This window comes from Streptomyces sp. NPDC012510, from assembly GCF_042955065.1.
In the GTDB taxonomy this organism is placed as follows: Bacteria; Actinomycetota; Actinomycetes; order Streptomycetales; family Streptomycetaceae; genus Streptomyces.
The window spans coordinates 40,941-64,214 of record NZ_JBIBEN010000009.1; the positions used below are offsets into that span (position 1 = coordinate 40,941).

Genomic DNA, 23,274 nt, shown 5'->3' on the forward strand with positions numbered 1-23,274 from the left:
GACCGACGTCCTGCCGGGCCGTCCCCGCGCTGTTCCGCCCGATCGCCGGATCCCGGGACAGGGGGATCTCCCTGTTGCAGAGAGGGCGAGGAGTCCGCACCGTGATCGTGTGGGCACGGACCGTCGCCGGTCCGGGCGCAGTCCGTCCTCTCCTCTCCGACCGTCCCTGGAGCCCGCGCGATGAGCACAGCCGCAGTGAACGACACCGGCACCGAGGACCCGCCGCCCGAGGCTCGACGGCAGGTCCTGGTGGCCCTCAGCGGCCTGCTCATCGCGCTCTTCGTGTCGACGCTCAGCAGCACCGTCGTCTCCAACGCGCTGCCCAAGATGGTCCATGCGCTGGACGGCTCGCCGACGCAGTACACCTGGATCGTCACCGCGACCCTGCTGACCGCGACCGCCACCACCCCGATCTGGGGGAAGCTGTCCGACCTGTTCAGCAAGAAGACGCTCGTGCGGACCGCCGTCGCCGTGTTCGTCCTGGGGTCGGTGGCGGCGGGACTGAGCCAGTCTCCGGGGCAGCTCATCGCCGCGCGCGCCGTCCAGGGGGTGGGCGTGGGCGGCGTCCAGGCCCTGGTCCAGATCGCCATCGCGGCGATGATCCCACCGCGCGAACGAGGCAGGTACGGAGGTTACCTCAGCGGCGTCACCGCCCTGTCGACCATCGGTGGTCCGCTGCTCGGCGGCCTCCTCGTGGACACCTCGTGGCTGGGCTGGCGATGGTGCTTCCTCATCAGCGTCCCGGTCGCCGTCGCCGCGCTGGTCCTGCTCCAGCGGACGCTGCGCCTGCCGTTCGTCCGGCGTGACAACGTCAAGATCGACTACCTGGGTGCGAGCCTGATCACCTCGGGCGTCAGCGTGCTGCTCATCTGGGTCTCGTTCGTCGGTGGGTCCTTCGCCTGGGCGTCCTGGCAGACGGCGGCCATGGTCGGAGGGGCGGCGGGCCTGCTGTCCGTCGCCCTGTGGGTCGAGACACGCGCGACCGAGCCCATTGTGCCGCTGCACATCGTCAAACAGCGCACGACCGTGCTCGCCATCCTCGGAAGTCTCGCCGCCGGTACGGCCATGTTCTCGGCCTCGGTCTATCTCAGCCAGTACTTCCAGACCAGCCGCGGTCACTCGGCCACCCGGGCGGGCGTGCTGACCATCCCGATGATGGGCGGTCTGCTGGTCTCCTCCGTGCTCGCGGGCCGGCTCCTCAGCAGGACGGGGAAGCTGAAGCCGTTCCTGCTCACCGGAACCGTCCTGCTCACGGTCGGGTTCGCCGGCCTGGGGACCGTCAGTCACACGACCTCGCTGACGTTCATGGGCGTCGCCATGCTGTGCGTCGGCGCCGGCATCGGAATGACCCTCCAGAACTTCATCCTCGTCGTGCAGAACTCCGTCCCGCTGCGGGACATCGGCTCGGCCAGTTCCACGGTCACCTTCTTCCGCTCCCTGGGTGGCACGTGCGGCGTCACCGTGCTCGGCGCCGTGCTGAACCGTCAGGTCACCGAGCGCATGACACAGGACCACCAGAGCGCGAGCGTCGCCTACGGGTCCGCCACGGGGGACATCTTCGCCATCGCCGCCTGTGTCGCCGCCCTCGGCATCGTCGCGGCGGTCCTGCTGAAGCCGGTCGTCCTGCGTACCAGCCTCGACACCTCCGAAGAAACGGCCCACGCATCCGCCACTGCCGCCACGGGCCGTACGACCGACGGTGACGCGCGCCCCGATCCTGACCTCCGGGGCCGTGTCTGACCCGGCCCCCCCGAGGGTCACTCGGCCGCGGCCGACGGCGGCACCGCCCGATGACGGCGACGCAGGTTGCCGCCGTCATCGGGGCGCGCGAGTATGGCCGCGACGGACCCGGAGGGCGAGCCGACGGAGGAAGGCGGAGCCGTGCGGGAGCTGGTCGTCGCGCTGGAGGAACGCTTCGAGGGCCAGCACATCGTGGTCGCCGTGGACGGGGATGTCGTCCTCGACGAGCCGGACGTGCGCACTCGGCTGCAGACACCGACCGCGACCGCGAGGGCGCCTACCGATTCGCTGCAGCCGAACGAATCGCTGTACGAGCAGGTCGTCCTCTCCTCCGGCTTCGTCGGCGGCGAGTTGCCGCCCACGTCCTCGACCCGCCGCCGACGGACGATGCCTCGGCTCCGGCATCGTGCTGTTGGTCCGCTGGTCGGGAACCGCTTCCGCGACATCACCTGCGGGACGCGCCGACCGTCTCCCGGGCCGCTCGTACGAGGGCGTCGAAGAGGCCCTGCTGTGCGGGGTCCTGGTGGGCGGTGTCCTCGGGGTGCCACTGGACCGCGGTGAACCATCCGGCCGCTCCGGGGAGTTCGAGTCCTTCCGGGGTGCCGTCGGCGGCCCGTGCGGTGATCTCCAGGCCCGCGCCGAGGCGGTCCACCCGCTGGTGGTGGTAACAGGAGGCCTCCATCTTCTGGGCGCCGGTGGCCTGCTCTAGCAGCGTGCCCCGACGGATCGCCACCGGGTGGACGATGTGCCGGTGTGCCCGGTCGGGGCCGCCCATGTCCTGCTCCAGGGTGCCGCCGAGGGCGACGTCGACGACCTGGAGGCCGCGGCAGATCGCCAGCATGGGGATTCCCGAGGACAGCGCGGCACGGGCGACTTCGAGGTCGAAGGCGTCCTGGACGTCGTCCACGTCGTAGACGCTGGCGTGGGTGTCGGTGGCGCCGTAGCGGTGCGGGGCGAGGTCTCCGCCGCCTGGGAGGAGGACGCCGTCGAAGCGGGCGAGGCGGGCCGCGACGTCTCCGGCGGCGGGGTGGATCGTCACCGGCTCGCCGCCCGCCCGCCACACCGCCTCGACCAGGGCACGGGCGGTGACCTCGGCGGCGTACCGCAGCGCGGAGGCCGTGGCGGAGAAGCGGGCGGGGACGGCGATCAGCGGTCGCACGGGCGTTGTCACAGCTGGATCCACGTGGTCTTGAGTTCGGTGTACTTCTCCAGGGCGTGGGCGGACTTGTCGCGACCGTTGCCGGACTGCTTCATGCCCCCGAAGGGGACGGTCAGGTCGCCCTCCTCGTAGCAGTTGATCCAGACCGTTCCCGCCCTGAGCGCCCGTGAGACCTTGTGCGCGGTGGACAGGTCGGAGGTCCACAGCCCGGCGGCCAGCCCGTACTCGGTGGCGTTGGCGAGCCGTACCGCCTCGTCGAGGTCGTTGAAGGTGAGCACGGACAGGACGGGGCCGAAGATCTCCTCCCGGGCCAGCCGCATACCGGGGGCCACCCCGTCGAAGACGGTCGGCCGCAGATAGCTGCCGCCCGTGTCGGCCAGTGTGCGCTCGCCGCCGGTCCGTAGCCGGGCACCCTCGTGGAGGCCCGTGGAGACATGCCCGAGGACGCGTTCGAGGTGGCCCTCGCCGACCAGCGCCCCCATCTCGGTGGCCGGGTCCAGGGGGTCGCCGACGCGCAGCTCCCGGGCACGGGCGACGATCGCCTCGGTGACGCGTTCGGCGACGGAGGAGTGCACCAGGAGCCGGGAGGGGGCCGTGCACATCTCGCCCTGGTTGAAGAAGATGCCCCAGGCGGCGGTGGCGGCGGCCTTCTCCAGGTCGGGGGCGTCGGGAAGGATGATGTTCGGCGACTTGCCGCCCAGCTCCAGCCAGACGCGCTTGAGATTGGAGTCTGCGGCGTAGCGCAGGAAGTGGCGGCCGACCGCCGTGGACCCGGTGAACGCCAGGACGTCCACATCGGGGTGCAGTCCGATCGCCCGCCCGGCCACCGGCCCGTCACCGGTCACGACGTTGAGCACACCCGGCGGCAGCCCGGCCTCGGTGGCGATCCGGCCGAGCGACAGGGCGGACAGCGGGGAGTTCTCCGACGGCTTCAGCACCACGGTGCAGCCGGCCGCCAGAGCCGGGGCGACCTTCCAACTCGCCAGGGTCAGCGGGAAGTTCCACGGCACGACCGCGCCGACGACACCGGCCGGCTCGCGGGTGACCAGGGCGAGCGCGTCCGGCGCGGTGTGCGGCGACTCGTCGGTGAGTTTGTCGGCGAGTTGCCCGTACCAGCGGAACGTGTTGATCGCGGCACGCAGCTCGATGTCGTACGCCTCCGTGAACGGCTTACCCATCTCCAGGGTGATGGTCAGGGCCAGCTCCTGGCGCCGCTCTTCGAGCAGTTCGGCGATCCGCAGCAGGATCCGGCCGCGTTCGGCGGGCGCCAGGCGGGGCCAGGGGCCGGAGTCGAAGGCCCGGCGGGCGGCGGCCACGGCAAGGTCGACCTCGGCGGCCCGGGCGTCGGCCACCTCGACGAGCACCTGACCGTCACGGGGTGAGACGACCGCGAACGCGGCACCGCCGCCCGGCTCGTCCACCCCGTCGATGTGGTGCACGGTGGGCAGGTCCAGCTCCTTGGCGCGACGCGGCAGGTCGTGGTGGGCGAGGGCCGGCATCAGCTCTCCTCTTTCTGGTCTTCCCGAGCGGCGAATCGATGGGAGGACAAGGGGTGATGGGGGGAGGGGGCGAATCGATGGGAGGTCACGGGTTGACGGGAGGGCCCAGGTCGATGGGAGGACACGGGCGATGGGAGGGCACGGATCGATGGGAGTGCGTGGGTCGATGGGAGTGCGTGGGCCGACGGCGGCACCCGGGGGAGGCGCCGCCGTCGGCGGGGGCGCGGCGAGCGGTGTCGCCGTCGGCGGTGGGCGGAACGTCGAGGTCAGTCCGTGACACCGCGGCGCCGGGTCAGCAGTGCCACGACCAGCCCCAGGACCAGCACCACCGGAACCGTGAGTTGGAGCCACATCGCGGTGGTCGCGTCGCCGCCGATGAGGGTGGTGAAGTTCTCGATGATCAGCCAGATCGCCCAGGCGATGCCGAGCGCGCCCAGGACCGGGGCGATCAGCGTGTTCCAGGGACGTGTGTCGGCACGGGAGCGGCGGAAGAAGACGACCACGGAGACCGAGGTCAGGAAGTAGAGCAGCATGATCGCCAGCACGGCGACTCCGCTGAACCAGGAGAAGAGCGTCAGCACCGGGTCCTTGCCGAGCAGCGCGAACGGCAGGACCAGGGCCGCCGCGATCACCGTCTGGACGATGCCGGCCGCCCAGGGGGAGTGGCGCCGGTTGAGTGTGGTCAGGCCCCGCGGCAGCAGACCTTCGCGGCCCAGGGAGAACAGGTAGCGGTTGGCGGAGTTGTGGAACGCGAGGATGCCCGCAAACAGTGAGGTGGCCAGCAGGACGGGCAGCACATCGCCGGTCCACGCGCCGAACTGCGCGGCGATGGGAGCGAAGACCCAGGACGCGGCATCGCCGCTCTCCAGCGCCTTGCCCGCTTCCGCCGTCGCCCGGGACGCCCCGTGTGCGGAGACCAGCATCCAGGAGGTGAAGGCGAAGAAGCAGGTGACCACCCCGACCGACAGATAGGTGGCGCGCGGCACGGTCTTTCTGGGCTCCCGCGCCTCCTCGCCGTAGATCGCGGTCGCCTCGAAGCCGAACATCGACGCCACGGCGAACATCAGCGCCACTCCCGGAGCCCCCTGGAGCGCCGCGTCCGGTGAGAAGCTGTCGGTGAAGCCGAGCCCTTCCGGGCCGCCGCCCTTGAAGAAGGTCACCAGGGCGAAGGCGATCAGGATGCTGAACTCCGCCAGCACGAACACGGCCAGGACCTTGGCGCCCATCTCGATGCCGGCGGCGCCGAGGACCTGGACGACGACCATGGTCACCAGGGCCCAGATCCACCACGCGATGCGCACGTCTCCGTAGTGCTCGACCAGACCGCTCACCGTCGCGCCGTACAGCCCGTACATGGCGGCCTGGATCGCGCAGTAGGCGAAGAGCGCGACGCCCGCGCTGCCGGAGCCGGCCGAGCGGCCCAGCCCCTTGCCGATGTAGGTGTAGAAGGCGCCGGCGTCCACGACGTGCCGGCCCATGGCGACGAAGCCGATGGAGAACAGCAGGACCACGAGGCCGGCGGCGAGATACGCGGCGGGGGCGCCGGCCCCGTTGCCGATGACGACGGCGATGGGAACGGCGCCGGCGATGCCGGTCAGTGGTGCCTGGGCGGAAAGGACGAAGAAGAGGATGCCCAGGACGCCCAGGGAGTCGGGCTTGAGCCTGCCTGCGGTGGATGGATCTTGGGTGCTGTGCGGGGCGACCGCCGTCTGACTGTCCACTCGGATCACCTGTCGGGGACGGGAAGGGATGGATGAGGGGAGGGAGCAGGGGAGGGAGGAGGGAGAAACGAGAAGGGGAGGGCGATGGGCGGGGAGAGGGGGAGGGAGGACGGAGGAGGGGAGAGCGGAGGAACCCGGGAGAGCGCTTCGTTTCGACCCAAACGAGTTGCCTCATGGTGGGCTTGAACTATCCGTTTGGCAAGGGGGTGGGCGGAGTTTTCCGCCCGGTGTGAGGCGAGGGGTGGATGCCCGTGGGCGCACCACGGCCGAAGCCCTGGACACCGGGCGTCCGGGGCCTGGAAGCACTCGGGTCGGGCGTTACCCCGGGATGTCGCCGTCGGCGTGGAGAAGCCTCAGCAAGGAGCGCAGCTCCTCCAGTGCGGCCTCCGTGACCTCGGGCTCACCGAGGACGAGCTGGTGCAGCACCAGCCCGTCGAGCGCGGCGAAGACCAGCCGGGTCAGCGCCCTGTCCGCGCCGGCCGGGAGCATACGGCCCAGCTCGCGCTGGGCTGCGTCGAAGTACTCGTCGTACAGCTCACGGATCTGCGGCAGCAGCTCCGGCCGGCGGCGGGACTCCAACAGCAGCTCGTACTGGAACGCCTGGGTGTCCGGGTCCGCGGTGACCATCTCGGACAGCCCGGTGGAGAAGTCCGAGACCCTGCCGGTGCCCGGTTCGAGGGAACTCGTGCTCAGCGAGGTGCGGATGGTGTGGGCGAGGGCCTCCTCGATCAGGGCGTCGCGCGAACCGAAGTGGTGCACGACCAGCCCATGGGTGACCCCCGCCTCCTCCGCGACGGCCCGATAGGTGAGCCTGCGCAAGCCGCCCCGCGCCACCACGCGTACGGCGGCGTTGAGCAGGGCCTCGCGGCCCTCGCCGTACTGCAGGCGCTTGCGCGGCCGCCGGCTCTGGGAGGCGGCGTCGACGGAGTCGGTCATGCCGGTGACCCTACCTGCCCGCCTTCGCACCAGGACGTCACCTCTTGGGCGGGCGGACGCCCCGGAACTCCCAGTCGCCGCCGAGTGCCGTGGACAGCACCTCCTCCGACTCGGTGGGCTGGGCGCCCACGTCGTCGCGCACGGGGGTGGGGCCGGTGACGATGTGGTTGGTGAGCCGGCCGAGGCCCTCCACCTCCACCTCGACGACGTCACCGGGCTGTACGGGCCGGGAGTTGGCCGGGGTGCCGGAGAGCAGGACGTCGCCCGGGTACAGCGTGATGGTGCGGGCGATGTCGGCGACGAGATAGTGCATGTCCCACTTCATCTCGTCCGTCGAACCGTCCTGGACGACCTCGCCGTTGACATACGTCCGCAGCCGCTTGCCGTGGAAGTCCCAGTCGGTGACCAGACCCGGACCGAGCGGGCAGAGGGTGTCGGAGCCCTTCACCCGGAGCATCGAACCGGCGTCGGTGTCACGGAAGTCGTGCAGCCCGTAGTCGTTGGCGATCGTGTAGCCGGCGATGTACTCGCCCGCCTCGGCCGGGGAGATGTTGCGCGCGGTCCTCCCGATGACGATGGCGACCTCGCCCTCGTAGTTGAGCCACTTGCAGCCCTCCGGGCGGACGATGGCGCCCTGGTGGGAGTTGAGGGAGGAGGTCGGCTTGTGGAAGTAGGTCGGGGTCTCGGGCAGTTCGATCTGGAACTCGTCGACCCGGCTGCGGTGGTTGAGGTGGACGGCGATCACCTTGGACGGCACGGCCGGCGGCAGGTGACGGGCCTCGTCGATCTTGACGCGGCGGCCGTCGCCGGCGACCAGTTCGTCACCGTCGACGGTGACCTGGACGGCGGCCCCGTCCAGCAGGATGCGGCGGTACTCGGGCATGGCGGGTCTCCTAGGAGCCGGTGTCGGGGTCGCGCGGGGCGATGGTCGAGGGTGTGCGGGTACCGGCGTCGCCGGTCCAGCCGTCGGACGGGCGGTCGAACCACAGATGGACCTGTCCGGTGCCGATGGAGTTCTCGTACTCGCCGTACTGGCGGGCCTTCGCGACACACGCCTGCTCGCCGAGGGCGCCGGCCATCATCAGATAGTGGAAGAACTTGGCCTCCGGCTTGTACTTCCAGAAGTCCTCCATCGTGTCGAGGACCTTGTCGTGCCGGCCCTCCTTGAACCAGGCGATCCGCTCCTGGTCGGCCGCGCGGGCCTCCGGCGTGAAGATGTGCGCCGGATCGCTGGCCTCGTGGTCGCGTAGTTCACGCAGCGGCCAGAAGGTGTGCGACAGCGCGCCTGAGGCGATCAGCAGCACCCGCCGCCCCGGTGTGGCGGCGATACCGTCGGCGAGCGCGCGCCCCAGCCGCAGGTGGTCCTCCATGTCACCGGTCTGGCACACGCCGATGGTCACCCACCGCTTGTCGGGCAGACCCTCGCCGAGGTACTTCCAGAGGTTGATGGTGGCGTAGTAGATCGGCAGGTACTCGTCTTCGATCGCGGTGATCCAGGTGCCGTGCTTGTCCGCGAAACTCTCGATGTTCCGGGCGAGTTCGGGATCGCCGGGGAAGTCGTACGGCATCCGGCACATCCCGCGCGGCAACTCCTCGGAGGTGAAGAGCCCGGCGCGGCGCGTCTGCGCCGTGACGACGAACTCGACCGTCGTCGCCCAGTGCGAGTCGAGGACGACGACCGTGTCGTAGTCGTCGGCTCCGTCGCGCTCGAAGACGTCTTCACGGAGTTGGCGGAGGCCGGTGACGAGGGTGATCTCCTTGCCCTCGTTGAGTTCACGCCGGTCGGCCTCCGGCAGGACGATGGTGGGGACATGGGCGAGGAGCCCCGCCCCGACGATCTCACCCATGGGACTTCCACCCTCCCGGTGCGGTGACGGTGTTCTTGAGGTCGCAGTAGAAGTCGAAGCTCCAGGTGCCGCCCTCGCGGCCGACCCCGGAGTGCCGGGAGCCGCCGAAGGGGGCCCGCAGATCGCGTACGAAGAAGCAGTTGACCCAGACGGTGCCCGCGACGAGCCGCTCGGTGACCCTCTCGGCACGCTCGGGGTCACCGGTGGCGAGGGTGGCGGCGAGCCCGAAGCGGGTGTCGTTGGCGAGGCGGATCGCTTCGTCCTCGGTGCCGAAGGTCTGCAGGGTCAGAACCGGCCCGAAGACCTCTTCCTGGACGATCTCGGAGTCCTGCGCGACATCGGTGAGCAGGGTCGGCGCGTAGTACTGGCCGTCCCTCCGGTGCCCGCCGATGACCGCGCGGGCCCCGGCCGCGACCGCCCGTCGCACGAACCCGTCGATCTTCTCCAGTTGCCGGGGGTGGATGTTGGGCCCGATGTCGGTGGCCTCGTCGCGCGGGTCCCCCTGCACGAGCGCGCCCGCCCGCTCGACGAACCGCCGCGTGAACTCCTCGGCGACCGACTCCTCGACCAGGAACCGGGTCGCCGCGAGACACACCTGCCCGGCGTTGTCGTACTGCTCCACCGCGAGATCCACGGCCAGATCCAGATCGGCGTCGGCGAACACCAACAGCGGTGACTTGCCGCCGAGTTCGAGGCTGAGCGGGGTGAGGTTCGGCGCCGCCGACGCGGCGATCCGCTGGGCCGTGGGCACCGATCCGGTGAAGCTGATCCGGCGCACGTCCGGGTGCGAGGTGAGCGCGTCGCCGATCTCCGACCCGTACCCCTGCACGACGTTCAGCACCCCGGGCGGCAGTCCCGCCTCGTCGGCGATGTCCGCCAGCAGCGACGCGGTCAGTGGCGTCCACTCGGCGGGCTTCAGGATCACCGTGTTCCCGGCCGCCAGCGCCGGTGCGACCTTCCAGGTGGCCAGCATCAGCGGCGCGTTCCACGGCGTGATCAGCACGGACGGGCCCGCGGGGTCCCAGCTCACCCGGTTGCCGTGCCCACGGGTCTCGAAGGCCTCGTGCTCCAGTGTCAGCAACCAGTCGGCGAAGAACCGGAAGTTGTGCGCGACCCGGGGCATCACACCCCGGCGGTGGGAGCGCAGCAGAGCGCCGTTGTCGTTGGTTTCGACGATGGCCAGCTCTTCGAGCCGCTTCTCCACGCCGTCGGCGATGGCGTGGAGGATGCGGGCGCGTTCGGCGCGGGAGGTGGCCGCCCAGGAGGGAAAGGCCTCCCGGGCGGCGGCGACGGCGGCCTCGACCTCGGCGGACCCGCCGCGCGAGATCTCGCCGAGAACCCGGCCGTCAATGGGGGAGGCGTCGGTGAAGGTGCCGGTGGAGGCGACGCGTTGGCCACCGATCCAGTGCCGGGTGTCGACGGAGACTCCGGCGACGGTGATGTTGTGAGCCATAGAAAGGGATTCCTTTTCAGAGAAGAGCCAGACCAACCCACCCAGGGGCGCGGGGAACTCGCGACCAGCCCACGACGACCCGCGCTTCGACGACGGCCTTACTCGGCAGCCGCTCCCGACAACCCCGACTCCAACAAGCGCCCGCCGTCCCAGACGACCCCTACCTGCCGGTAGTACGCGGCGATCGGCTCCTCGACCGACAACCGGGCCAACTCCTCCGTGGGCGCCTCGAACAACTCCAACGACGCCTCACCGACCCATGGCTGCCCGGCCTCGAAGGCCGCCGCCCCCGTCTCGATCAGCTCGTCCAGCGCCAGCCCCTTCCCCTTCTCGATCGAGGGAAGCCAGCGATGGTGAGCCATGGGGTGCGCGTTCACGAACCCGTTGGTCTCCGACGGCTCCCGCAACGTCACCACCGCCTGCGCCAACCTCCGGTCAGCGGCCGCGAGCGTCGCCCCGAACCGGGAACCCGCCTCGATCCGGGGAGCGGGCCCGTACGGATGCGGACGCGTCTGATGGATCGACCCGAGCTTCTTCGGATACCCCTGGTGCAGCCCGCGGGCGATTGCGAAGTCCTTGTCGACCCAGATGTAGACGCACCGCGAGTACGTCCGCCCCTTGTACTGGCAGCGGACGACCGCGAAGGCCTCCTTGTACTGGGAGAGCACCGGGTCGAGCAGCTCCGCCCCCGAGGCCGAGCAGGACTGCCAGTCGGCCCAGATCAGGGCCACCGCGCCGGGGTCCTCGTCAGCCAACTCCAAGGGCTCCGGGAGCAGTTCACGCACCCGTGCGGGATCCGTGCGGTACTCGACGGTGAGCAGGTCACCGGAGTAGTGCCACGGCGGGGACGGGATCAGCGACGAGGCACCGCTCGCCGTCTTGGGGTGGAAGTATCCACGGACACTGGTCATGAGCAGGCGGTTCCTTACGCGGTGAGGGCGGGCTGCTTGAGCAGTTCGGCGCGGTGGCCGGCCGCTGTGGCGGCGGTGGCGGGGCCGCCGAGCGCCACGACACCGACCAGCCGGCCGGCGTGGTGGTAGCCGACCAGGACGTCCCCGGCCGGATCGCCGTCCAGGACGCGTACGTCGTCCCTGCCGAGCACGGGCGCGCCGAAGGACTGGAGGCGGAAGTCGTGCTGGTCGCTCCAGAAGGTGGGCAGTGGGGCGAAGGGCGCCGGCTCGGCGCCCGTGAGGACCTTCGCCGCGTGCTTGGCGGTGTCCGTGGGGATGCACCAGTGCTCGACCCGGCGGGGTACGGCGTCGTAGCGGGCGTTGGGGAAACGGGCGACATCACCCACCGCGACCACGTCCGGCCGGCCGCCGGCCCGTAGGTGCGCGTCGGTGAGCACCCCGTCGGTCAGGTCGAGGCCGTTGCCGTCGAGCCACTCGGTGTTCGCGAGCGAACCGACGCACTCCACGACCACGTCGGCGGGCAGGACGGTCCCGTCGTCGAGCACGACGCCCGTGACCCGGTCCTCGCCCTCGAACCCGGCGACACCCGCGCCGAGCGCGAAGCGCACCCCGCGCTCCTCGTGGCGTCGCAGCAACGCCTTCCCGAGGAGTTCCCCGAGCGGGCCGACCATGGGCAGCGGCAGCGGATCGACGACGGTCACCGAGGCGACACCGAGGCCCACGGCGGTGGCGGCCACCTCGCAGCCGATGAAACCGGCGCCGACCACGACCACCCGGACACCGGACCGCGTCAGCTCCTCCCGCAGGCCCCGCGCGTCGGCGAGGGTGCGGACGGTGTGCCGGCCGGCGAGCGGGCCGGGGCAGCCCAGCCGCCGGGGCCGCATTCCGGTGGCGACGACCAGGCCGTCGTACGACAGCTCCGACCCGTCGTCGAGTACGACGGTCCGCTCGGCGAGGCGCGAGGCGACGACCTTCGTGCTGAGCCGCCATTCCACGTCGGCCACGCTCGCGCGGGGCCGGAAGGCCAGCGACTCGAAGGACGACTTGCCGGCCAGCACCTCCTTGGAGAGCGGGGGCCGGTTGTAGGGCATGTGGGGCTCGTCGCCGACGAGGGTGAGCGCCCCGGTCCAGCCGGCCGCGCGCAGTTGCTCGGCGGCGCGCAGGCCGGCCATGGAGGCGCCGGCGACGACCACGCGTCCGGTCATGGGGTCAGCCCTCGATCCGGATGGCCTGGAGCGGACAGACGTCGGCGGCTTCCTCGACCTCGTCGAGCAGCGCGTCGTCGGGGTCGCTGACGTAGGCCAGACGCCCGTTCTCGTCGAGCTGGAAGACGTCGGGGGCGGCGAAGACACACTGACCGTGGTCCTGGCACTTGTTCATGTCGACGACGACCTTCATGGCCGGTCCTCCTGTGGAGTGAGGGGCGTCGGGCGGGGTGGGAAGAGATGGATGCGAGAAAGAAGCTCGTTTGGCTTCAAACAACATAGGAAGCCGTCACCCCCTGGTCAATAGCTGTCCAGGTGGATAATTTTTGACTCCGGCCTCTTGCGGGCCGCGGGAGCCGTTCATATCGTTTGGCATCAAACAACAGGGTTGAGGTGCTGTCCTGTCCTCAGGGGACGCCTCACACCAGCCGCCGAGGAGACAACGGTGAGCGCATCTGAAACACCGGCCGTCGGGCACTACCAGGAGCGACTGGCCGCCGAGGGCGTCGACGTGGTCCGGGTGACCTATCCCGATCTCATCGGCACCGACCGTGCCCGGGACGTCCTGGTCGACCACCTGCCGACGGCGTGCGAGCACGGGCTGGCCTTCTGCCGGGCGGTCTACCACACCTCCCCGCAGGGGGACGTCGTCCCGGTGCCCGGCGGCCTGGACGCCGGCCTGCCCGACATCACCGTGCGCCCGGACCTCGACACCCTGGTCGCCCTCCCCTGGGAGCCGGGGGTCGCCACCTGCCTCGGCGAGACCCTCGACCCGGCCACCGGGGCACCCGCCCCCGAATCGCCCCGCGACCTGCTCCGCTCGGTGCTCGCCCGCTGTGCCGAGCAGGGACTGCGCCCGGTGGTCGGCCCCGAACTCGAGTACTTCCTGTGCGACGAGGACCCGGCGTCCCCCAGCCGCTGGAAGCGCTACTCCGGCGCCGCCGGTGCCGTCTACACGGCCGGTCTGCGCGCCGACCCCGACAACCACTTGCTGCGCACCCTGCGCCACCTCCGTGACCTGCGCGTCGGCGTCACCAACGGCAACCACGAGTTCGACGGCGGCCAGTTCGAGATCAACCTGACGCACTCGGAGGCACTGTCGGCCGCCGACCGTTCCTTCCGTTTCAAGGCCGCCGTCAAGGAACTCGCCCGCAAGGAGGGCAGACTCGCCACCTTCATGGCCAAGCCCTTCAACGACGCGGGCGGCTCGGGCTTCCACCTCCATCTCTCCTGCGACGACGAGCGGGGAGACAACGCCTTCGACGACCCCTCGGGCCGGCACGGCCTGTCCGACACCGCCCGCCACGCCATCGCCGGCGTCCTCGCCCACGCCCCGGCCCTCGCCGCCCTCGCCAACCCCACGATCAACTCCTACAAACGCTTCGGCCCCGACACCCTCGCGCCCTGGCTGATCGACTGGGGGCTGGACAACCGCAGCGCCATGGTCCGCATACCGCCCGAGCGCGGCTCCGGCGCCCGCCTCGAACTACGGCTCGGCGACGCCAGCGCCAACCCCTATCTGCTGATCGCGGGCACGATCGCCGCCGCACTGCTCGGCATCCGGGCGGGCCAGGAGCCGCCCGCCCCGCTGGAGGGCTACGGCTACGACACCGCCAGGGCGGCCGTGCTCCCGACGAGCCTGTCCGCCGCCCTCGACGCGCTGGAGGCGGACACCGCCCTCACCGAAATCCTCGGCAAGGACTTCACCACCTCGTACCTCAGCTACAAGCGCGACGAGGTCGAACGCTTCCAACGGCACGTCACCGACTGGGAGTTCACCGAGTACGCCTACCACCTGTGACGCCCGGGAGACCCACCACCATGACCACCTCCGCCCACCTTGCCTCCCTGCGCGAAGCCGTCCAGGAGCCCCTGCCGCTCGACGCCGTGGACCTCGCCGACCTCGACAACTTCACCGACGGCATCACCCCCTGGCGCATGTTCCACACCCTGCGCCACCAGGACCCGGTGCACTGGCAGCCGGAGGGGGCCCCCAACTCCGGCTTCTGGGCGGTCACCCGGCACGCCGACATCGCCCGCGTCGACCGCGACGCCGAGACCTTCACCTCGACGAAGTTCGTCAACCTCGAAGAGGTCGACGAGGACCAGATCAAGAAACGCGCCTCCATCCTGGAACTGGACGGCGTCCGCCACCGCGCCCTGCGCAGCGTGATCCAGCGCCAGTTCGGCGCGAGCGTCATCAACAGCTACACGGACTTCCTGCGCGGCCTGACCGCCACCACCCTCGACACGGCCCTCGCCAAGGGCACCTTCGACTTCGTCGCCGACGTCTCCGCCGACTTCCCCATCAACGTCCTCGCCCGCCTCCTGGACGTACCCCCGCAGGACAACCAGCGGCTCATCGACTGGGGCAACCGCATCATCGGCAACACCGACCCCGACTACGCCGACGTCCTGCTGCACAGCGCGGAGAGCGAGCAGTACCGGCACCTGCCCTTCCGCTCACCCGCCTCCCTCGAAGTCTTCGAGTACGGCCGCGAACTGGCCCGGCAGCGGCGCGGCGGCGACGGCACCGACCTGGTCTCCAAGCTCGTCAACACCACCCCGCGCGACGGCGTCCCGCTCTCGGAACAGGACTTCGACAACTACTTCCTGCTGCTGGTCGTCGCCGGCAACGAGACCACCCGGCACACCATCACCCACTCGATGCTGGCCCTGCTCCAACACCCCGAGCAACTCGCCCGCCTCCAGGAGGACCCCTCCCTGATCCCCGTGGCGACCGAGGAGTTCCTGCGCTGGGCGTCCCCCGTCTACCACTTCCGCCGCACCGCCACCCGTGACGTCGAACTCGGCGGCAAGCAGATCAAGGAGGGCGACAAGGTCGTCATGTGGTACGCCTCCGGCAACCGCGACGAGGAGGTCTTCGCCAACCCCTACGACCTCGACGTCGCCCGCGCCGACAACGACCACGTCACCTTCGGCAAAGGCAGCCCGCACCTGTGCCTCGGTAACCTGCTGGCCCGCACCGAGATCCGCATCATGTTCGAGGAACTGATCCCGCGCCTCGCCGACATCCGCCTCGTCGGCGACGTCCCGCGCGTACGCTCCAACTTCGTCAACGGCATCAAGAAACTGCCGGTCGAAGTGACCCTGGCCTGACACGCCCTCGGGCACCGGTGGGGGAGATGCCTGCCGGTGCCCGAGCCACTCCGTCAGCGCGCGAGTTCCTCGGTGATGCGGTCCAGCATGAACGCGGACGACTCCTTCGCCCGCTCCTCCCACGCGAAGACACAGGCGGTGGCCACACCGTCGAAAGGCCGGTCGGCGGCTCGGCCGACCCGACCGGAGCGGGCACAGGATGTCGGGTGCTGCAAGGTGGCCTCTTCCTAACGTGGTGATCGAAAGGAAGGAGACCGGGGTGCTGGAGCGGCTCAACCAGGCCATGGAGCACATCGAGCGCCACCTCGATCAGCCGATCGAGGTGGCCGACCTGGCGCGGATCGCGGTGACGTCGGAGTACCACCTGCGGCGGCTCTTCTCCGCACTGGCGGGCATGCCGCTGTCGGAGTACGTCCGGCGCCGGCGGCTGACCGTCGCCGGCGCCGAGGTGCTGGTGGACGAGCGGACGCTGCTGGAGATCGCCGTGCGTTACGGCTACGGCTCGGGGGAGGCGTTCGCGCGGGCGTTCCGCGCCATGCACGGCGTCGGGCCCTCACAGGCGCGGCGCACCGGTGCCGGTCTGCGCTCCCAGCCCCGGATGTCCTTCCGTCTCGTCGTCGAAGGGAGCAGCAGCATGCACTATCGGGTCGTGGAGAAGGAAGAATTCCGTGTGGTCGGGAGGAAGGCCCGCGTCCCCCTCGTGCACGAGGGGATGAACCCGGCGATCGCCGACTTCATCCGGGGCCTCGGGCAGGAGACCCTGCGGCGGATCGAGAGCCTGTCCGACCAGGAGCCGCAGGGGATCGTCTCCGTCAGCGACAATCTCGACGAGAGCCGGGCCGAGGGGACCGAACTCGACTACTACCACGGCGCGGTGACCCGCGCGGCCGTCCCCGAGGGCATGGACGAGCTCACCGTCCCGGCCGGCACCTGGGCCGTCTTCGAGAACTCCGGGCCGTTCCCGCAGGCGCTCCAGTATCTGTGGCGGGACGTGTTCACCCAGTGGTTCCCGTCCAACCCGTATCGGAGCCGCCCGGGGCCCGAGATCCTGCGGACGCGGCTGTCGCAGGACGCGACGACGGCGGACGCCGAACTGTGGATCCCGGTGGAGCGCACCCCTCTCTGAGCCATCGGACCATGCCGCTCCGAGCTGACGGACCACATCGCGCGGCGACTGCACCTCGTCGCGTGTCTGCCTCAGGTCGGTGTCGGCCGGTAGCGTGAAGACATCGACCTGAGGTGGGGGCATGAGGGCGATCGTCGTGGGGGCGGGTATCGGGGGACTGGCCGCGACGCTGAGTCTGCGGCGAGCGGGGTGCGAGGTGACCCTCGTCGAACAGGCCCCCCGGTTCACCGAGATCGGCGCGGGCATCCAGCTGGCGCCCAACGCCACCCGTGTGCTGCGCCGACTGGGCCTGCTGGACGAGGTCGCCGCACAGGCCGGGCACCCCTCCCGGCTGAGCTTTCGTACCTGGTCCGACGGGAACGAGATCTGCCGTTACGCGCTGGGCCGCGAGGTCGAGGACGCGTTCGGGGCGCCGTACCTCCAGGTCCACCGGGCCGATCTGCACCAGGTGCTCGCCGGCGCGGTGCCGCCCGGGTCGGTGCGGCTGAACACCCTCGTCGTGGGCATCGAGCAGGACGAGGAGTCCGCGCGGGTGACGACGGCCGGCGGTGAGTGTCTGGAGGCGGACCTGGTCGTCGCCGCCGACGGGATACGGTCGGCGGCCCGCCGCTGGATGTTCGGCGCGGACGAGGCCCTGTTCTCCGGAACCGTCGCCTACCGGGCGCTGGTGCGGGCTGACGAGGTGGCCGACCTGGACCTGCCCGAGTACGCGCTCTGGCTCGGACCCGGACGGCACTTCGTGCACTACTGGGTGCGTCGCGGCGAACTGCTCAACGTCGTGGGTGTCGTCGGGGCGGAGACGGCACGGGAGTCGTGGACCGCTCGGGCGGAGCCGGAGGAGCAACTGCGCGCCTTCGACGGCTGGGACCCCCGCGTGCTCGGCGTCCTCGAACGAACGGGGACGGTACTCCGCTACGGCATCCACACCAGGGCACCGCTCACCCGGTGGAACGTGGGGCGGGTGACCCTGCTGGGCGACAGCGCTCACGCGATGGTGCCGTTCCAGGCCCAGGGCGCGGCACAGGCGTTCGTCGACGCGGCCGTGCTCGGCGACTGTCTGCGGGAGGTGGACCCGGCCGGAGTACCCGACGCCCTCGGCCGGTACGTGCGCCGACGGCTTGCCGCCGTCACGAAGGTGCAGGCCGGCTCCGCGCGGGCGGGTGCGGACTATCACCTGCCGGACGGCCCGGAGGCGCGGGCACGCGACGCCCGCCTGGCCGCCCAGGCGGCCGAGAACGGGTTCGGCCCCCACGCGGCTGCGTGGGGGGAGGACGATTCCGACGAGCAGGCGTCGTGATGGACGGGGCTCAGTGCCGACCCGTCGGATCGAGGAGCGGAACCCCGTGAGCGGGCGCCGTGTTCACCACGGTCTGGGATCATGCTTCCCATGAGCACACCACCTGACGGATTACCGCTCTACCGAGTTCTGACCGGCCCGGACGACTCCACGTTCTGCCGGCGGGTGAGCGAAGCGTTGGACCTCGGCTACGAGCTGCACGAAGGCCCCGCCGTCACCTTCAACGGTGAGAGCGTCATCGTCGCGCAGGCGCTGGTCTGGCCGACGGGGGCATCGAACCCCGGTGCGTAGCGGTGTTCGTGTTCAGGCGTGACGTGCGGCACTACTGCTGGTTTCCCCTCCGTGCCGCCAGCCCCGGACACCCGCGCGGAAGACCCCGAACACCGACATCGAACCTCCGCGGCCGCTTGCCGTGAGGACGCGCTCTCGAGGGCGGCCCACCCGGACGCGGCGCCGCCTCGGTCGCGACGGGGCTCGGCGCGACGGGGCTCGGTCGCGATCGGGGCCTTCGGCATCGCCGTACGCACCGCGTCGCCCGTCCCGGCCGGCCGAGTCTCGTCGCCCACCCGTCAGCCGGCGGACCTCCAGCCCGGGAGCGTCGGCAGTACCTTCTCGGCGACACGGAACAACGCCTGGTCGTCGGGTGTCAGGGCGTCCTGGCGCCAGATGACGAGCTCGTAGGTGTCGCCGTTGTCCTTCGGGTCGCCGGCGACCAGCAGGCGTCGGGCGACACCGCCGGGGCCGGAGTTGGCGTCGCTGCCGTCGAGCCGGAACGAAATGGAGATGGTCCGGCCCGAGTAGAGGACCGCCGGGTGCCCCAGGACCGTCTTGGTCTGGGCGGTGTGGTCCAGGTACTCGGCCATCTCGGCGACGGGCAGGTCGTCGTGGGACGCCGAGAGTTCCACGCTGTAGGTCTGCAGCTCGACGGTCGCCTCAGGGGTGACGGTCTTGGTGCCGCCGGCCCAGGTGGACTCCCTTTCGCTGCCCGACGCGGACACCGCCTGCTCGGTGGGCGTGCCGAGGAGCTTCGGCAGGTCGGGACGGTTGAGCGCGGTGCACAACCGGGCACCGGAGACCTTGCCCCGTGGCGCCGGCGAGGCGTCGTCCGAGGACGAGCAGGCGGCTGGCCCCAGGGTGGAAGGCGTCTGATCCAGGATGTCCGGCAGGTACCACATTCCCCCCACGAGCGCCCCGACCGCCGCGACCGCCGCGAACACCTGGGCCCCCGTGCTGCCGCCCTCTCTGGAATCGGCCAATGCGTCGGTCATCTCCCCCACCTTGCCGCGCTTTGATGTGCACACGCCCCCCGTGCGCTGGTGGAGCCTAACTGCTCGTGTTTTCGAGGGGAAATGGGATTCGCGGGCGGAATGGAACCGCGAGGCCGAGGCGGGGTGGACATCGCGAAGCCGAGGCGGGGTGGACATCGTGAGGCCGAGGCGTGATTGGAACGCCCCGCTCTCTACCGCTCGGACAGGTTCAGCAGCACCTTGGAGGCGACGGTGCGGTCCTGAGCGGTGTCGAACGCGACGACGGCCCGCTCCAGGGGGAAGGTGTGGGTCACCACCGGGTCGACGTGCAGGTCCTGGGCCAGCAGGGACAGGGCCTCGTCGAACTCGGTGTCGAAGCGGAAGGACCCGCGCAGTTCGAGCTCACGGGTGACCGCGACATTGCCCAACAGCCCGATCTCGCCGGGCGGCAGCAGCCCGAGCATGACCACGGTGCCGCCGCGTCGCGCCCGCTCCACGCAGGCGCGCAGTCCCGCCGGTGCCCCGGACGCCTCCACGGCGATGTCGAAGACACGGGCCCAGGCGGGATCGCCCGGCCGGTCCGCCCGCACGGTGGCGGTGGCGCCCATCTCGCCGGCGATCCGCAGCGGTTCGTCGTGCAGGTCGCTGACCACGATCTCGGCGGCGCCGCCGTGCCGCAGCGCCGCGACGACCAGGCAGCCGATCGGGCCGGCCCCGGTCACCAGCACGCGCTTGCCCCGCACCTCGCCCGCCCGGCGCACCGCGTGCAACGCCACGGACAGCGGCTCGGCGAGCACGGCCCGGCGCAGGCTCAGCCCTGGCGGCAGCGCCCGGATCTGGCCTGCGGGGACGGTGATGAGCTGGGCGAAACCGCCCTGGACGTGCGGGGTGTGGGCGGCGCTGCCCAGATAACGGGTGTGGGCGCAGACGTTGCGCCGGTCGTGGGCGCACTCCGGGCAGACCCCGCAGGGCGTGGCGGGGTGGACCGCGACGGCCGTGCCCACCGCCGGAGCGGCGGGCCCCTCCACCCCGGGCCCGAGGGCCGCGACATGGCCGACCACCTCATGGCCGAGCACCATCGGCTCGCTCACGGCGAAATCACCGACTCGGCCCCGGTGGTAGTAGTGCAGATCGCTACCGCAGATCCCGCCGAGCGCGACGGCCACCGCGACCTCACCGGGCGCCGGACCGGCGTAGGGCCGCTCCTCGACGCGGAGATCGCCGGCTCCGTGGACAACGCACGCGTGCATGGGGACTCCGTAAGTTGTTGGGCGGCCCGGGAGGGCCGGGTGGGGGACCGGCCCGGTCACAGCACGGACAGCATGCCGCCGTCGACGTACAGCAGTTGCCCGTTGACGAAGTCCGAGGCGGAGGAGGAGAGGAAGAGCAGGGTGCCGACCAGGTCCTCGACCTTGCCCCAGCGGCCGGCCGGGGTCCGCCCCCGCACCCACGCGCTGAACTCCTCGTCCGCGACCAGGGCCGAGGTCAGCTCAGTCTCGAAGTAGCCCGGTCCGATGCCGTTGACCTGGATGCCGTGCGGTCCGAGGTCGGCGCACATGCCCTTGGTGAGCATCTTCAGTCCGCCCTTGGTCGCCGCGTAGGGCGCGATACCCGGGCGTACCGCCTCGCTCTGCAGCGAACAGATGTTGACGATCTTTCCGTGGCCCCGGGGCACCATACGGCGGGCGACCTCACGGCCCACGAGGAAGGCGCTGGTGAGGTTGGTGTCGAGCAGACCGCGGAAGTCCTCGTCGGTGAAGTCGGCGAAAGGGGCTCGGTGTTGGGCACCGGTGTTGTTGACCAGGATGTCGATCGGTCCGGTCCGGTCCTCGATCCGGGCGACGGCGGCGGCCACCGCGGCGGAGTCGGTGACGTCGAAGGCCTCCGTGAGCACCGCCTCGCCGAACGTCCCGGCCAGCTCCTCGCGGGTGCGCTCCAGGGCGACGGCGTCCCGCCCGTTGAGCACCACCGTGCAGCCGGCCTCCAGCAGCCCCGCCGCCAGCGCCCGGCCGATACCCCGGCTGGACCCGGTGACCAGGGCGACCTTTCCGGTGACGTCGAAAAGGGGATGGCTTGTCATCTAGGCCCCCATTTTCCCACTGAATGGGAAAGGTATCTGCTCAATGGAAATCCATGGTCGGTGCGGCGGGTAGCCGATGTCAACCGTGGGAGGGTTTTCCACCCAGTGGTAATTTGCCGCTGTGAGCGGCAGCGAGGTACCCACGGATGTGGTCGGACGGGCGATCCGGCTGCTCGTCCTGGTCGGCGAACACCCGCACGGCATCACCCTGTCCGAACTGGCCCGCGCCAGCGGCGTCGCCGTCAGTACGGCCCACCGGCTGGTCAACTCCCTCTGCCGCGAGGGCCTTGTGGAGTTCGAGCCCGACGGCAAGCGCTACAAACCGGGTCTCCAACTCTTCCGGCTCGGCCAGCAGGCGGGCCAGGTGTACGGATTCGCCGGCACCGCCCTCCCCGTGATGCAGCGCGTGACGCGGCAGACCGAGGAGGCCACCCTGATGTCCGTCCTCGACGGCACCCGCCATCTGTACGTGCACTATGTGGACGGTCCCCTCCCGGTCGGTGTCCGCAGCGACCCGGGCCGCCACGGCCCGCTGCACTGCACCTCGATGGGCAAGATCCTCATGGCCTTCGCCCCCGGCGACGTACGCGCCGACCTCCTGGATTGGGTCGAACTCACTCCGCACGGACCGAACAGCATTACCGACCGCGACGTCCTGCGCGCCCAGGTCGCCCGCGCCGCCGAACTCGGTTACGCCACCGCCGACGAGGAGCACCACCCCGGCCTGCGCGCCGTGGCGGTCCCGATCCTGCGGCCCGACGGCACGGTCTTCGCCGCCCTCTCCACCGCCGCTCCCGCGTTCCGCCGGACCATGGACGATCTCGTGGCCATGGTCCCGCTGCTGCGGTCCGCGGCGGCCGAGTTGGGCGTGCGGCTGCCCGCCCGTTGACCCCGCTCCGCCTTCACGGTGAACTACCCAGCGCTGCGGGTGAGTTACGGCTGAGAGGCGGACGGAGATGGGAAACCCGGAGGGAAGGCGGACAGGACTGCTCGACGGCAGGACCGCCCTCGTCACCGGAGCCGGAACCGGCATCGGCCGGGCGACGGCGCTGATGCTCGCCGAGGAGGGCGCGACGGTGGTCCTCGTCGGACGCAGGCCGCACCTCCTGGCCGAGGTCGCCGCCGTGGTCGAGGGCGCCGGGGGCAGAGCGGTCGTCCACCCCGCCCATGTGGACAAGGCCGACGACGTACGGGAGTTGGTCGAGCGGACCCGGGAGGTCGCCGGCCCCGTGGACATCCTCGTCAACAACGCGGGCGGTGCCGGCCACGAGGGCGATGTCCGCCGGCTCGGTGAGGACGAGTGGAACGCCGTCCTCGGCGTCAACCTCACCGGGGTCTATCTGCTCACCCGGGCTGTCCTGCCGGACATGGTGGAACGCGGCGGAGGCTCGATCATAACGATCTCCTCGCTCGCCGCGATACGGCCCACCTCCCTCGGCGGAGCCCCGTACGGCGCGGCCAAGGCGGGCGTGCGCTCCTTCATGACCTATCTGCGCAACACCTTCGGGGACGACCTGGTCCGCGCCACCTGCATCCTGCCCGGCGAGGTCGACACCCCGGTCCTGGACAGCCGCCCGCAACCGCCGAGCGAGGAGCGGCGCGCCGCCATGGTGCGGCCCAAGGACGTGGCCCGGGCCGTACTGCTGTGCGCCACGCTCCCGCCTCGCACGGTCGTCGAGGAGCTCGTCATCGCTCCCACGTCGTCGGGGTGGTCCGGGGGACGGCCGGCGCCAGGGCCGCGGCGGCCGTCTTGAACAGCGGCTGTTTCGAGGCGGGGTCCCAGGCGGTGAGGGTGACCTCGTTCGCCGCCCGGGGCGGTGACCGCGGCCTCGGTGATCCGGGCCGCCGGAACGTCACAGACACCCGCGGCCCACTCGGGTGTGCAGGCGCCGACCTGCCCGGTCAGCTCCTCGTGGCCGACGGTGCGGGCCTC

At 71.0% G+C, this 23,274-nt stretch carries 21 protein-coding genes and 1 pseudogene; 8 read left to right on the plus strand and 14 right to left on the minus strand.

Annotated features, from left to right (window positions below; translation table 11 throughout):
• The first annotated feature begins 180 nt into the window (after window positions 1–180).
• Window positions 181–1,740, plus strand: a complete 1,560-nt coding sequence (locus ACFY9I_RS18440) for an MFS transporter (protein WP_391002786.1) — start codon at window positions 181–183, stop codon at window positions 1,738–1,740.
• 445 nt (window positions 1,741–2,185) lie between these two features.
• Here ACFY9I_RS18440 and ACFY9I_RS18445 read toward each other — a convergent pair whose 3' ends face one another.
• The 10 genes from ACFY9I_RS18445 to ACFY9I_RS18490 all read right to left on the minus strand — a co-directional run bounded on the left by ACFY9I_RS18445 (window position 2,186) and on the right by ACFY9I_RS18490 (window position 12,664).
• Window positions 2,186–2,911 (minus strand): gamma-glutamyl-gamma-aminobutyrate hydrolase family protein, encoded by a 726-nt coding sequence (locus ACFY9I_RS18445; RefSeq protein WP_391002788.1) that lies wholly within the window; start codon window positions 2,909–2,911, stop codon window positions 2,186–2,188.
• Window positions 2,908–4,398 carry an aldehyde dehydrogenase family protein gene (locus ACFY9I_RS18450; RefSeq protein ID WP_391002790.1) on the minus strand — a complete coding sequence of 497 codons (1,491 nt, stop codon included), beginning with the start codon at window positions 4,396–4,398 and terminating at the stop codon, window positions 2,908–2,910. Before ACFY9I_RS18450 ends, ACFY9I_RS18445 begins: the two co-directional genes overlap by 4 nt.
• Before the next feature lie 266 nt (window positions 4,399–4,664).
• Window positions 4,665–6,119, minus strand: a complete 1,455-nt coding sequence (locus ACFY9I_RS18455) for an amino acid permease (RefSeq protein ID WP_391002794.1) — start codon at window positions 6,117–6,119, stop codon at window positions 4,665–4,667.
• Window positions 6,120–6,437: 318 nt separating this feature from the next.
• Window positions 6,438–7,055, minus strand: a complete 618-nt coding sequence (locus ACFY9I_RS18460) for a TetR family transcriptional regulator (RefSeq protein ID WP_391002796.1) — start codon at window positions 7,053–7,055, stop codon at window positions 6,438–6,440.
• A 37-nt stretch (window positions 7,056–7,092) separates the two neighbouring features.
• A complete protein-coding gene (locus ACFY9I_RS18465; protein ID WP_391002798.1) occupies window positions 7,093–7,938 on the minus strand; it encodes a fumarylacetoacetate hydrolase family protein in 846 nt (281 codons plus the stop codon).
• 10 nt (window positions 7,939–7,948) lie between these two features.
• On the minus strand, window positions 7,949–8,902 hold the full coding sequence (locus ACFY9I_RS18470; RefSeq protein WP_391002800.1) for a 3,4-dihydroxyphenylacetate 2,3-dioxygenase: 954 nt from the start codon (window positions 8,900–8,902) through the stop codon (window positions 7,949–7,951).
• A complete protein-coding gene (locus tag ACFY9I_RS18475) occupies window positions 8,895–10,355 on the minus strand; it encodes an aldehyde dehydrogenase family protein (RefSeq protein ID WP_391002802.1) in 1,461 nt (486 codons plus the stop codon). Before ACFY9I_RS18475 ends, ACFY9I_RS18470 begins: the two co-directional genes overlap by 8 nt.
• A gap of 98 nt (window positions 10,356–10,453) precedes the next feature.
• Window positions 10,454–11,266, minus strand: a complete 813-nt coding sequence (locus tag ACFY9I_RS18480) for an acetoacetate decarboxylase family protein (protein ID WP_391002804.1) — start codon at window positions 11,264–11,266, stop codon at window positions 10,454–10,456.
• A gap of 14 nt (window positions 11,267–11,280) precedes the next feature.
• A complete protein-coding gene (locus tag ACFY9I_RS18485) occupies window positions 11,281–12,471 on the minus strand; it encodes an FAD-dependent oxidoreductase (RefSeq protein ID WP_391002806.1) in 1,191 nt (396 codons plus the stop codon).
• Window positions 12,472–12,475: 4 nt separating this feature from the next.
• A complete protein-coding gene (locus tag ACFY9I_RS18490) occupies window positions 12,476–12,664 on the minus strand; it encodes a ferredoxin (RefSeq protein WP_005484148.1) in 189 nt (62 codons plus the stop codon).
• Window positions 12,665–12,916: 252 nt separating this feature from the next.
• Between ACFY9I_RS18490 and ACFY9I_RS18495 the strand changes: the two genes are divergently transcribed.
• Both ACFY9I_RS18495 and ACFY9I_RS18500 read left to right on the plus strand, forming a co-directional pair.
• A complete protein-coding gene (locus ACFY9I_RS18495; protein ID WP_391002808.1) occupies window positions 12,917–14,272 on the plus strand; it encodes a glutamine synthetase family protein in 1,356 nt (451 codons plus the stop codon).
• Window positions 14,273–14,292: 20 nt separating this feature from the next.
• Entirely contained in the window at window positions 14,293–15,591 is a 1,299-nt protein-coding gene (locus ACFY9I_RS18500) for a cytochrome P450 (RefSeq protein ID WP_391002810.1), read from the plus strand.
• 53 nt (window positions 15,592–15,644) lie between these two features.
• Here ACFY9I_RS18500 and ACFY9I_RS18505 read toward each other — a convergent pair.
• A pseudogene (locus tag ACFY9I_RS18505) lies at window positions 15,645–15,749 on the minus strand (sugar phosphate isomerase/epimerase); the annotation flags it as partial.
• 101 nt (window positions 15,750–15,850) lie between these two features.
• Between ACFY9I_RS18505 and ACFY9I_RS18510 the strand changes: the two are divergent.
• The 3 genes from ACFY9I_RS18510 to ACFY9I_RS18520 all read left to right on the plus strand — a co-directional run bounded on the left by ACFY9I_RS18510 (window position 15,851) and on the right by ACFY9I_RS18520 (window position 18,305).
• Window positions 15,851–16,717 carry a GyrI-like domain-containing protein gene (locus ACFY9I_RS18510; protein ID WP_391003188.1) on the plus strand — a complete coding sequence of 289 codons (867 nt, stop codon included), beginning with the start codon at window positions 15,851–15,853 and terminating at the stop codon, window positions 16,715–16,717.
• A gap of 121 nt (window positions 16,718–16,838) precedes the next feature.
• Window positions 16,839–18,014: an FAD-dependent monooxygenase gene (locus ACFY9I_RS18515; RefSeq protein ID WP_391002812.1), complete on the plus strand. Its 1,176-nt coding sequence runs from the start codon at window positions 16,839–16,841 to the stop codon at window positions 18,012–18,014.
• Between the two features lie 90 nt (window positions 18,015–18,104).
• The gene (locus ACFY9I_RS18520; RefSeq protein WP_391002814.1) at window positions 18,105–18,305 is read left to right on the plus strand and encodes a DUF1737 domain-containing protein; all 201 of its coding nucleotides are present in this window, start codon (window positions 18,105–18,107) and stop codon (window positions 18,303–18,305) included.
• 278 nt (window positions 18,306–18,583) lie between these two features.
• On the opposite strand, the gene ACFY9I_RS18525 is transcribed toward ACFY9I_RS18520, so the two are convergent.
• The 3 genes from ACFY9I_RS18525 to ACFY9I_RS18535 all read right to left on the minus strand — a co-directional run bounded on the left by ACFY9I_RS18525 (window position 18,584) and on the right by ACFY9I_RS18535 (window position 21,341).
• Window positions 18,584–19,282 (minus strand): DUF6215 domain-containing protein, encoded by a 699-nt coding sequence (locus ACFY9I_RS18525; RefSeq protein ID WP_391002816.1) that lies wholly within the window; start codon window positions 19,280–19,282, stop codon window positions 18,584–18,586.
• A gap of 191 nt (window positions 19,283–19,473) precedes the next feature.
• The gene (locus ACFY9I_RS18530; protein WP_391002818.1) at window positions 19,474–20,511 is read right to left on the minus strand and encodes an alcohol dehydrogenase catalytic domain-containing protein; all 1,038 of its coding nucleotides are present in this window, start codon (window positions 20,509–20,511) and stop codon (window positions 19,474–19,476) included.
• 56 nt (window positions 20,512–20,567) lie between these two features.
• A complete protein-coding gene (locus tag ACFY9I_RS18535; protein ID WP_391002820.1) occupies window positions 20,568–21,341 on the minus strand; it encodes an SDR family oxidoreductase in 774 nt (257 codons plus the stop codon).
• A 121-nt stretch (window positions 21,342–21,462) separates the two neighbouring features.
• Here ACFY9I_RS18535 and ACFY9I_RS18540 point away from each other — a divergent pair, with 121 nt between their 5' ends.
• On the plus strand, window positions 21,463–22,230 hold the full coding sequence (locus ACFY9I_RS18540) for an IclR family transcriptional regulator C-terminal domain-containing protein (RefSeq protein WP_391002822.1): 768 nt from the start codon (window positions 21,463–21,465) through the stop codon (window positions 22,228–22,230).
• A gap of 67 nt (window positions 22,231–22,297) precedes the next feature.
• Entirely contained in the window at window positions 22,298–23,095 is a 798-nt protein-coding gene (locus ACFY9I_RS18545; RefSeq protein WP_391002824.1) for an SDR family NAD(P)-dependent oxidoreductase, read from the plus strand.
• Window positions 23,096–23,274 lie beyond the last annotated feature (179 nt).

What these genes read in the sequence shown, in the direction of transcription:
- ACFY9I_RS18440 (WP_391002786.1), top strand. Translation starts at nt 181, where the DNA reads ATGAGCACAGCCGCAGTGAACGACACCGGCACCGAGGACCCGCCGCCC.
- ACFY9I_RS18450 (WP_391002790.1), bottom strand. Translation starts at nt 4,398, where the DNA reads ATGCCGGCCCTCGCCCACCACGACCTGCCGCGTCGCGCCAAGGAGCTG.
- ACFY9I_RS18460 (WP_391002796.1), bottom strand. Translation starts at nt 7,055, where the DNA reads ATGACCGACTCCGTCGACGCCGCCTCCCAGAGCCGGCGGCCGCGCAAG.
- ACFY9I_RS18465 (WP_391002798.1), bottom strand. Translation starts at nt 7,938, where the DNA reads ATGCCCGAGTACCGCCGCATCCTGCTGGACGGGGCCGCCGTCCAGGTC.
- ACFY9I_RS18470 (WP_391002800.1), bottom strand. Translation starts at nt 8,902, where the DNA reads ATGGGTGAGATCGTCGGGGCGGGGCTCCTCGCCCATGTCCCCACCATC.
- ACFY9I_RS18475 (WP_391002802.1), bottom strand. Translation starts at nt 10,355, where the DNA reads ATGGCTCACAACATCACCGTCGCCGGAGTCTCCGTCGACACCCGGCAC.
- ACFY9I_RS18480 (WP_391002804.1), bottom strand. Translation starts at nt 11,266, where the DNA reads ATGACCAGTGTCCGTGGATACTTCCACCCCAAGACGGCGAGCGGTGCC.
- ACFY9I_RS18485 (WP_391002806.1), bottom strand. Translation starts at nt 12,471, where the DNA reads ATGACCGGACGCGTGGTCGTCGCCGGCGCCTCCATGGCCGGCCTGCGC.
- ACFY9I_RS18490 (WP_005484148.1), bottom strand. Translation starts at nt 12,664, where the DNA reads ATGAAGGTCGTCGTCGACATGAACAAGTGCCAGGACCACGGTCAGTGT.
- ACFY9I_RS18500 (WP_391002810.1), top strand. Translation starts at nt 14,293, where the DNA reads ATGACCACCTCCGCCCACCTTGCCTCCCTGCGCGAAGCCGTCCAGGAG.
- ACFY9I_RS18515 (WP_391002812.1), top strand. Translation starts at nt 16,839, where the DNA reads ATGAGGGCGATCGTCGTGGGGGCGGGTATCGGGGGACTGGCCGCGACG.
- ACFY9I_RS18520 (WP_391002814.1), top strand. Translation starts at nt 18,105, where the DNA reads ATGAGCACACCACCTGACGGATTACCGCTCTACCGAGTTCTGACCGGC.
- ACFY9I_RS18525 (WP_391002816.1), bottom strand. Translation starts at nt 19,282, where the DNA reads ATGACCGACGCATTGGCCGATTCCAGAGAGGGCGGCAGCACGGGGGCC.
- ACFY9I_RS18530 (WP_391002818.1), bottom strand. Translation starts at nt 20,511, where the DNA reads ATGCACGCGTGCGTTGTCCACGGAGCCGGCGATCTCCGCGTCGAGGAG.
- ACFY9I_RS18535 (WP_391002820.1), bottom strand. Translation starts at nt 21,341, where the DNA reads ATGACAAGCCATCCCCTTTTCGACGTCACCGGAAAGGTCGCCCTGGTC.
- ACFY9I_RS18545 (WP_391002824.1), top strand. Translation starts at nt 22,298, where the DNA reads ATGGGAAACCCGGAGGGAAGGCGGACAGGACTGCTCGACGGCAGGACC.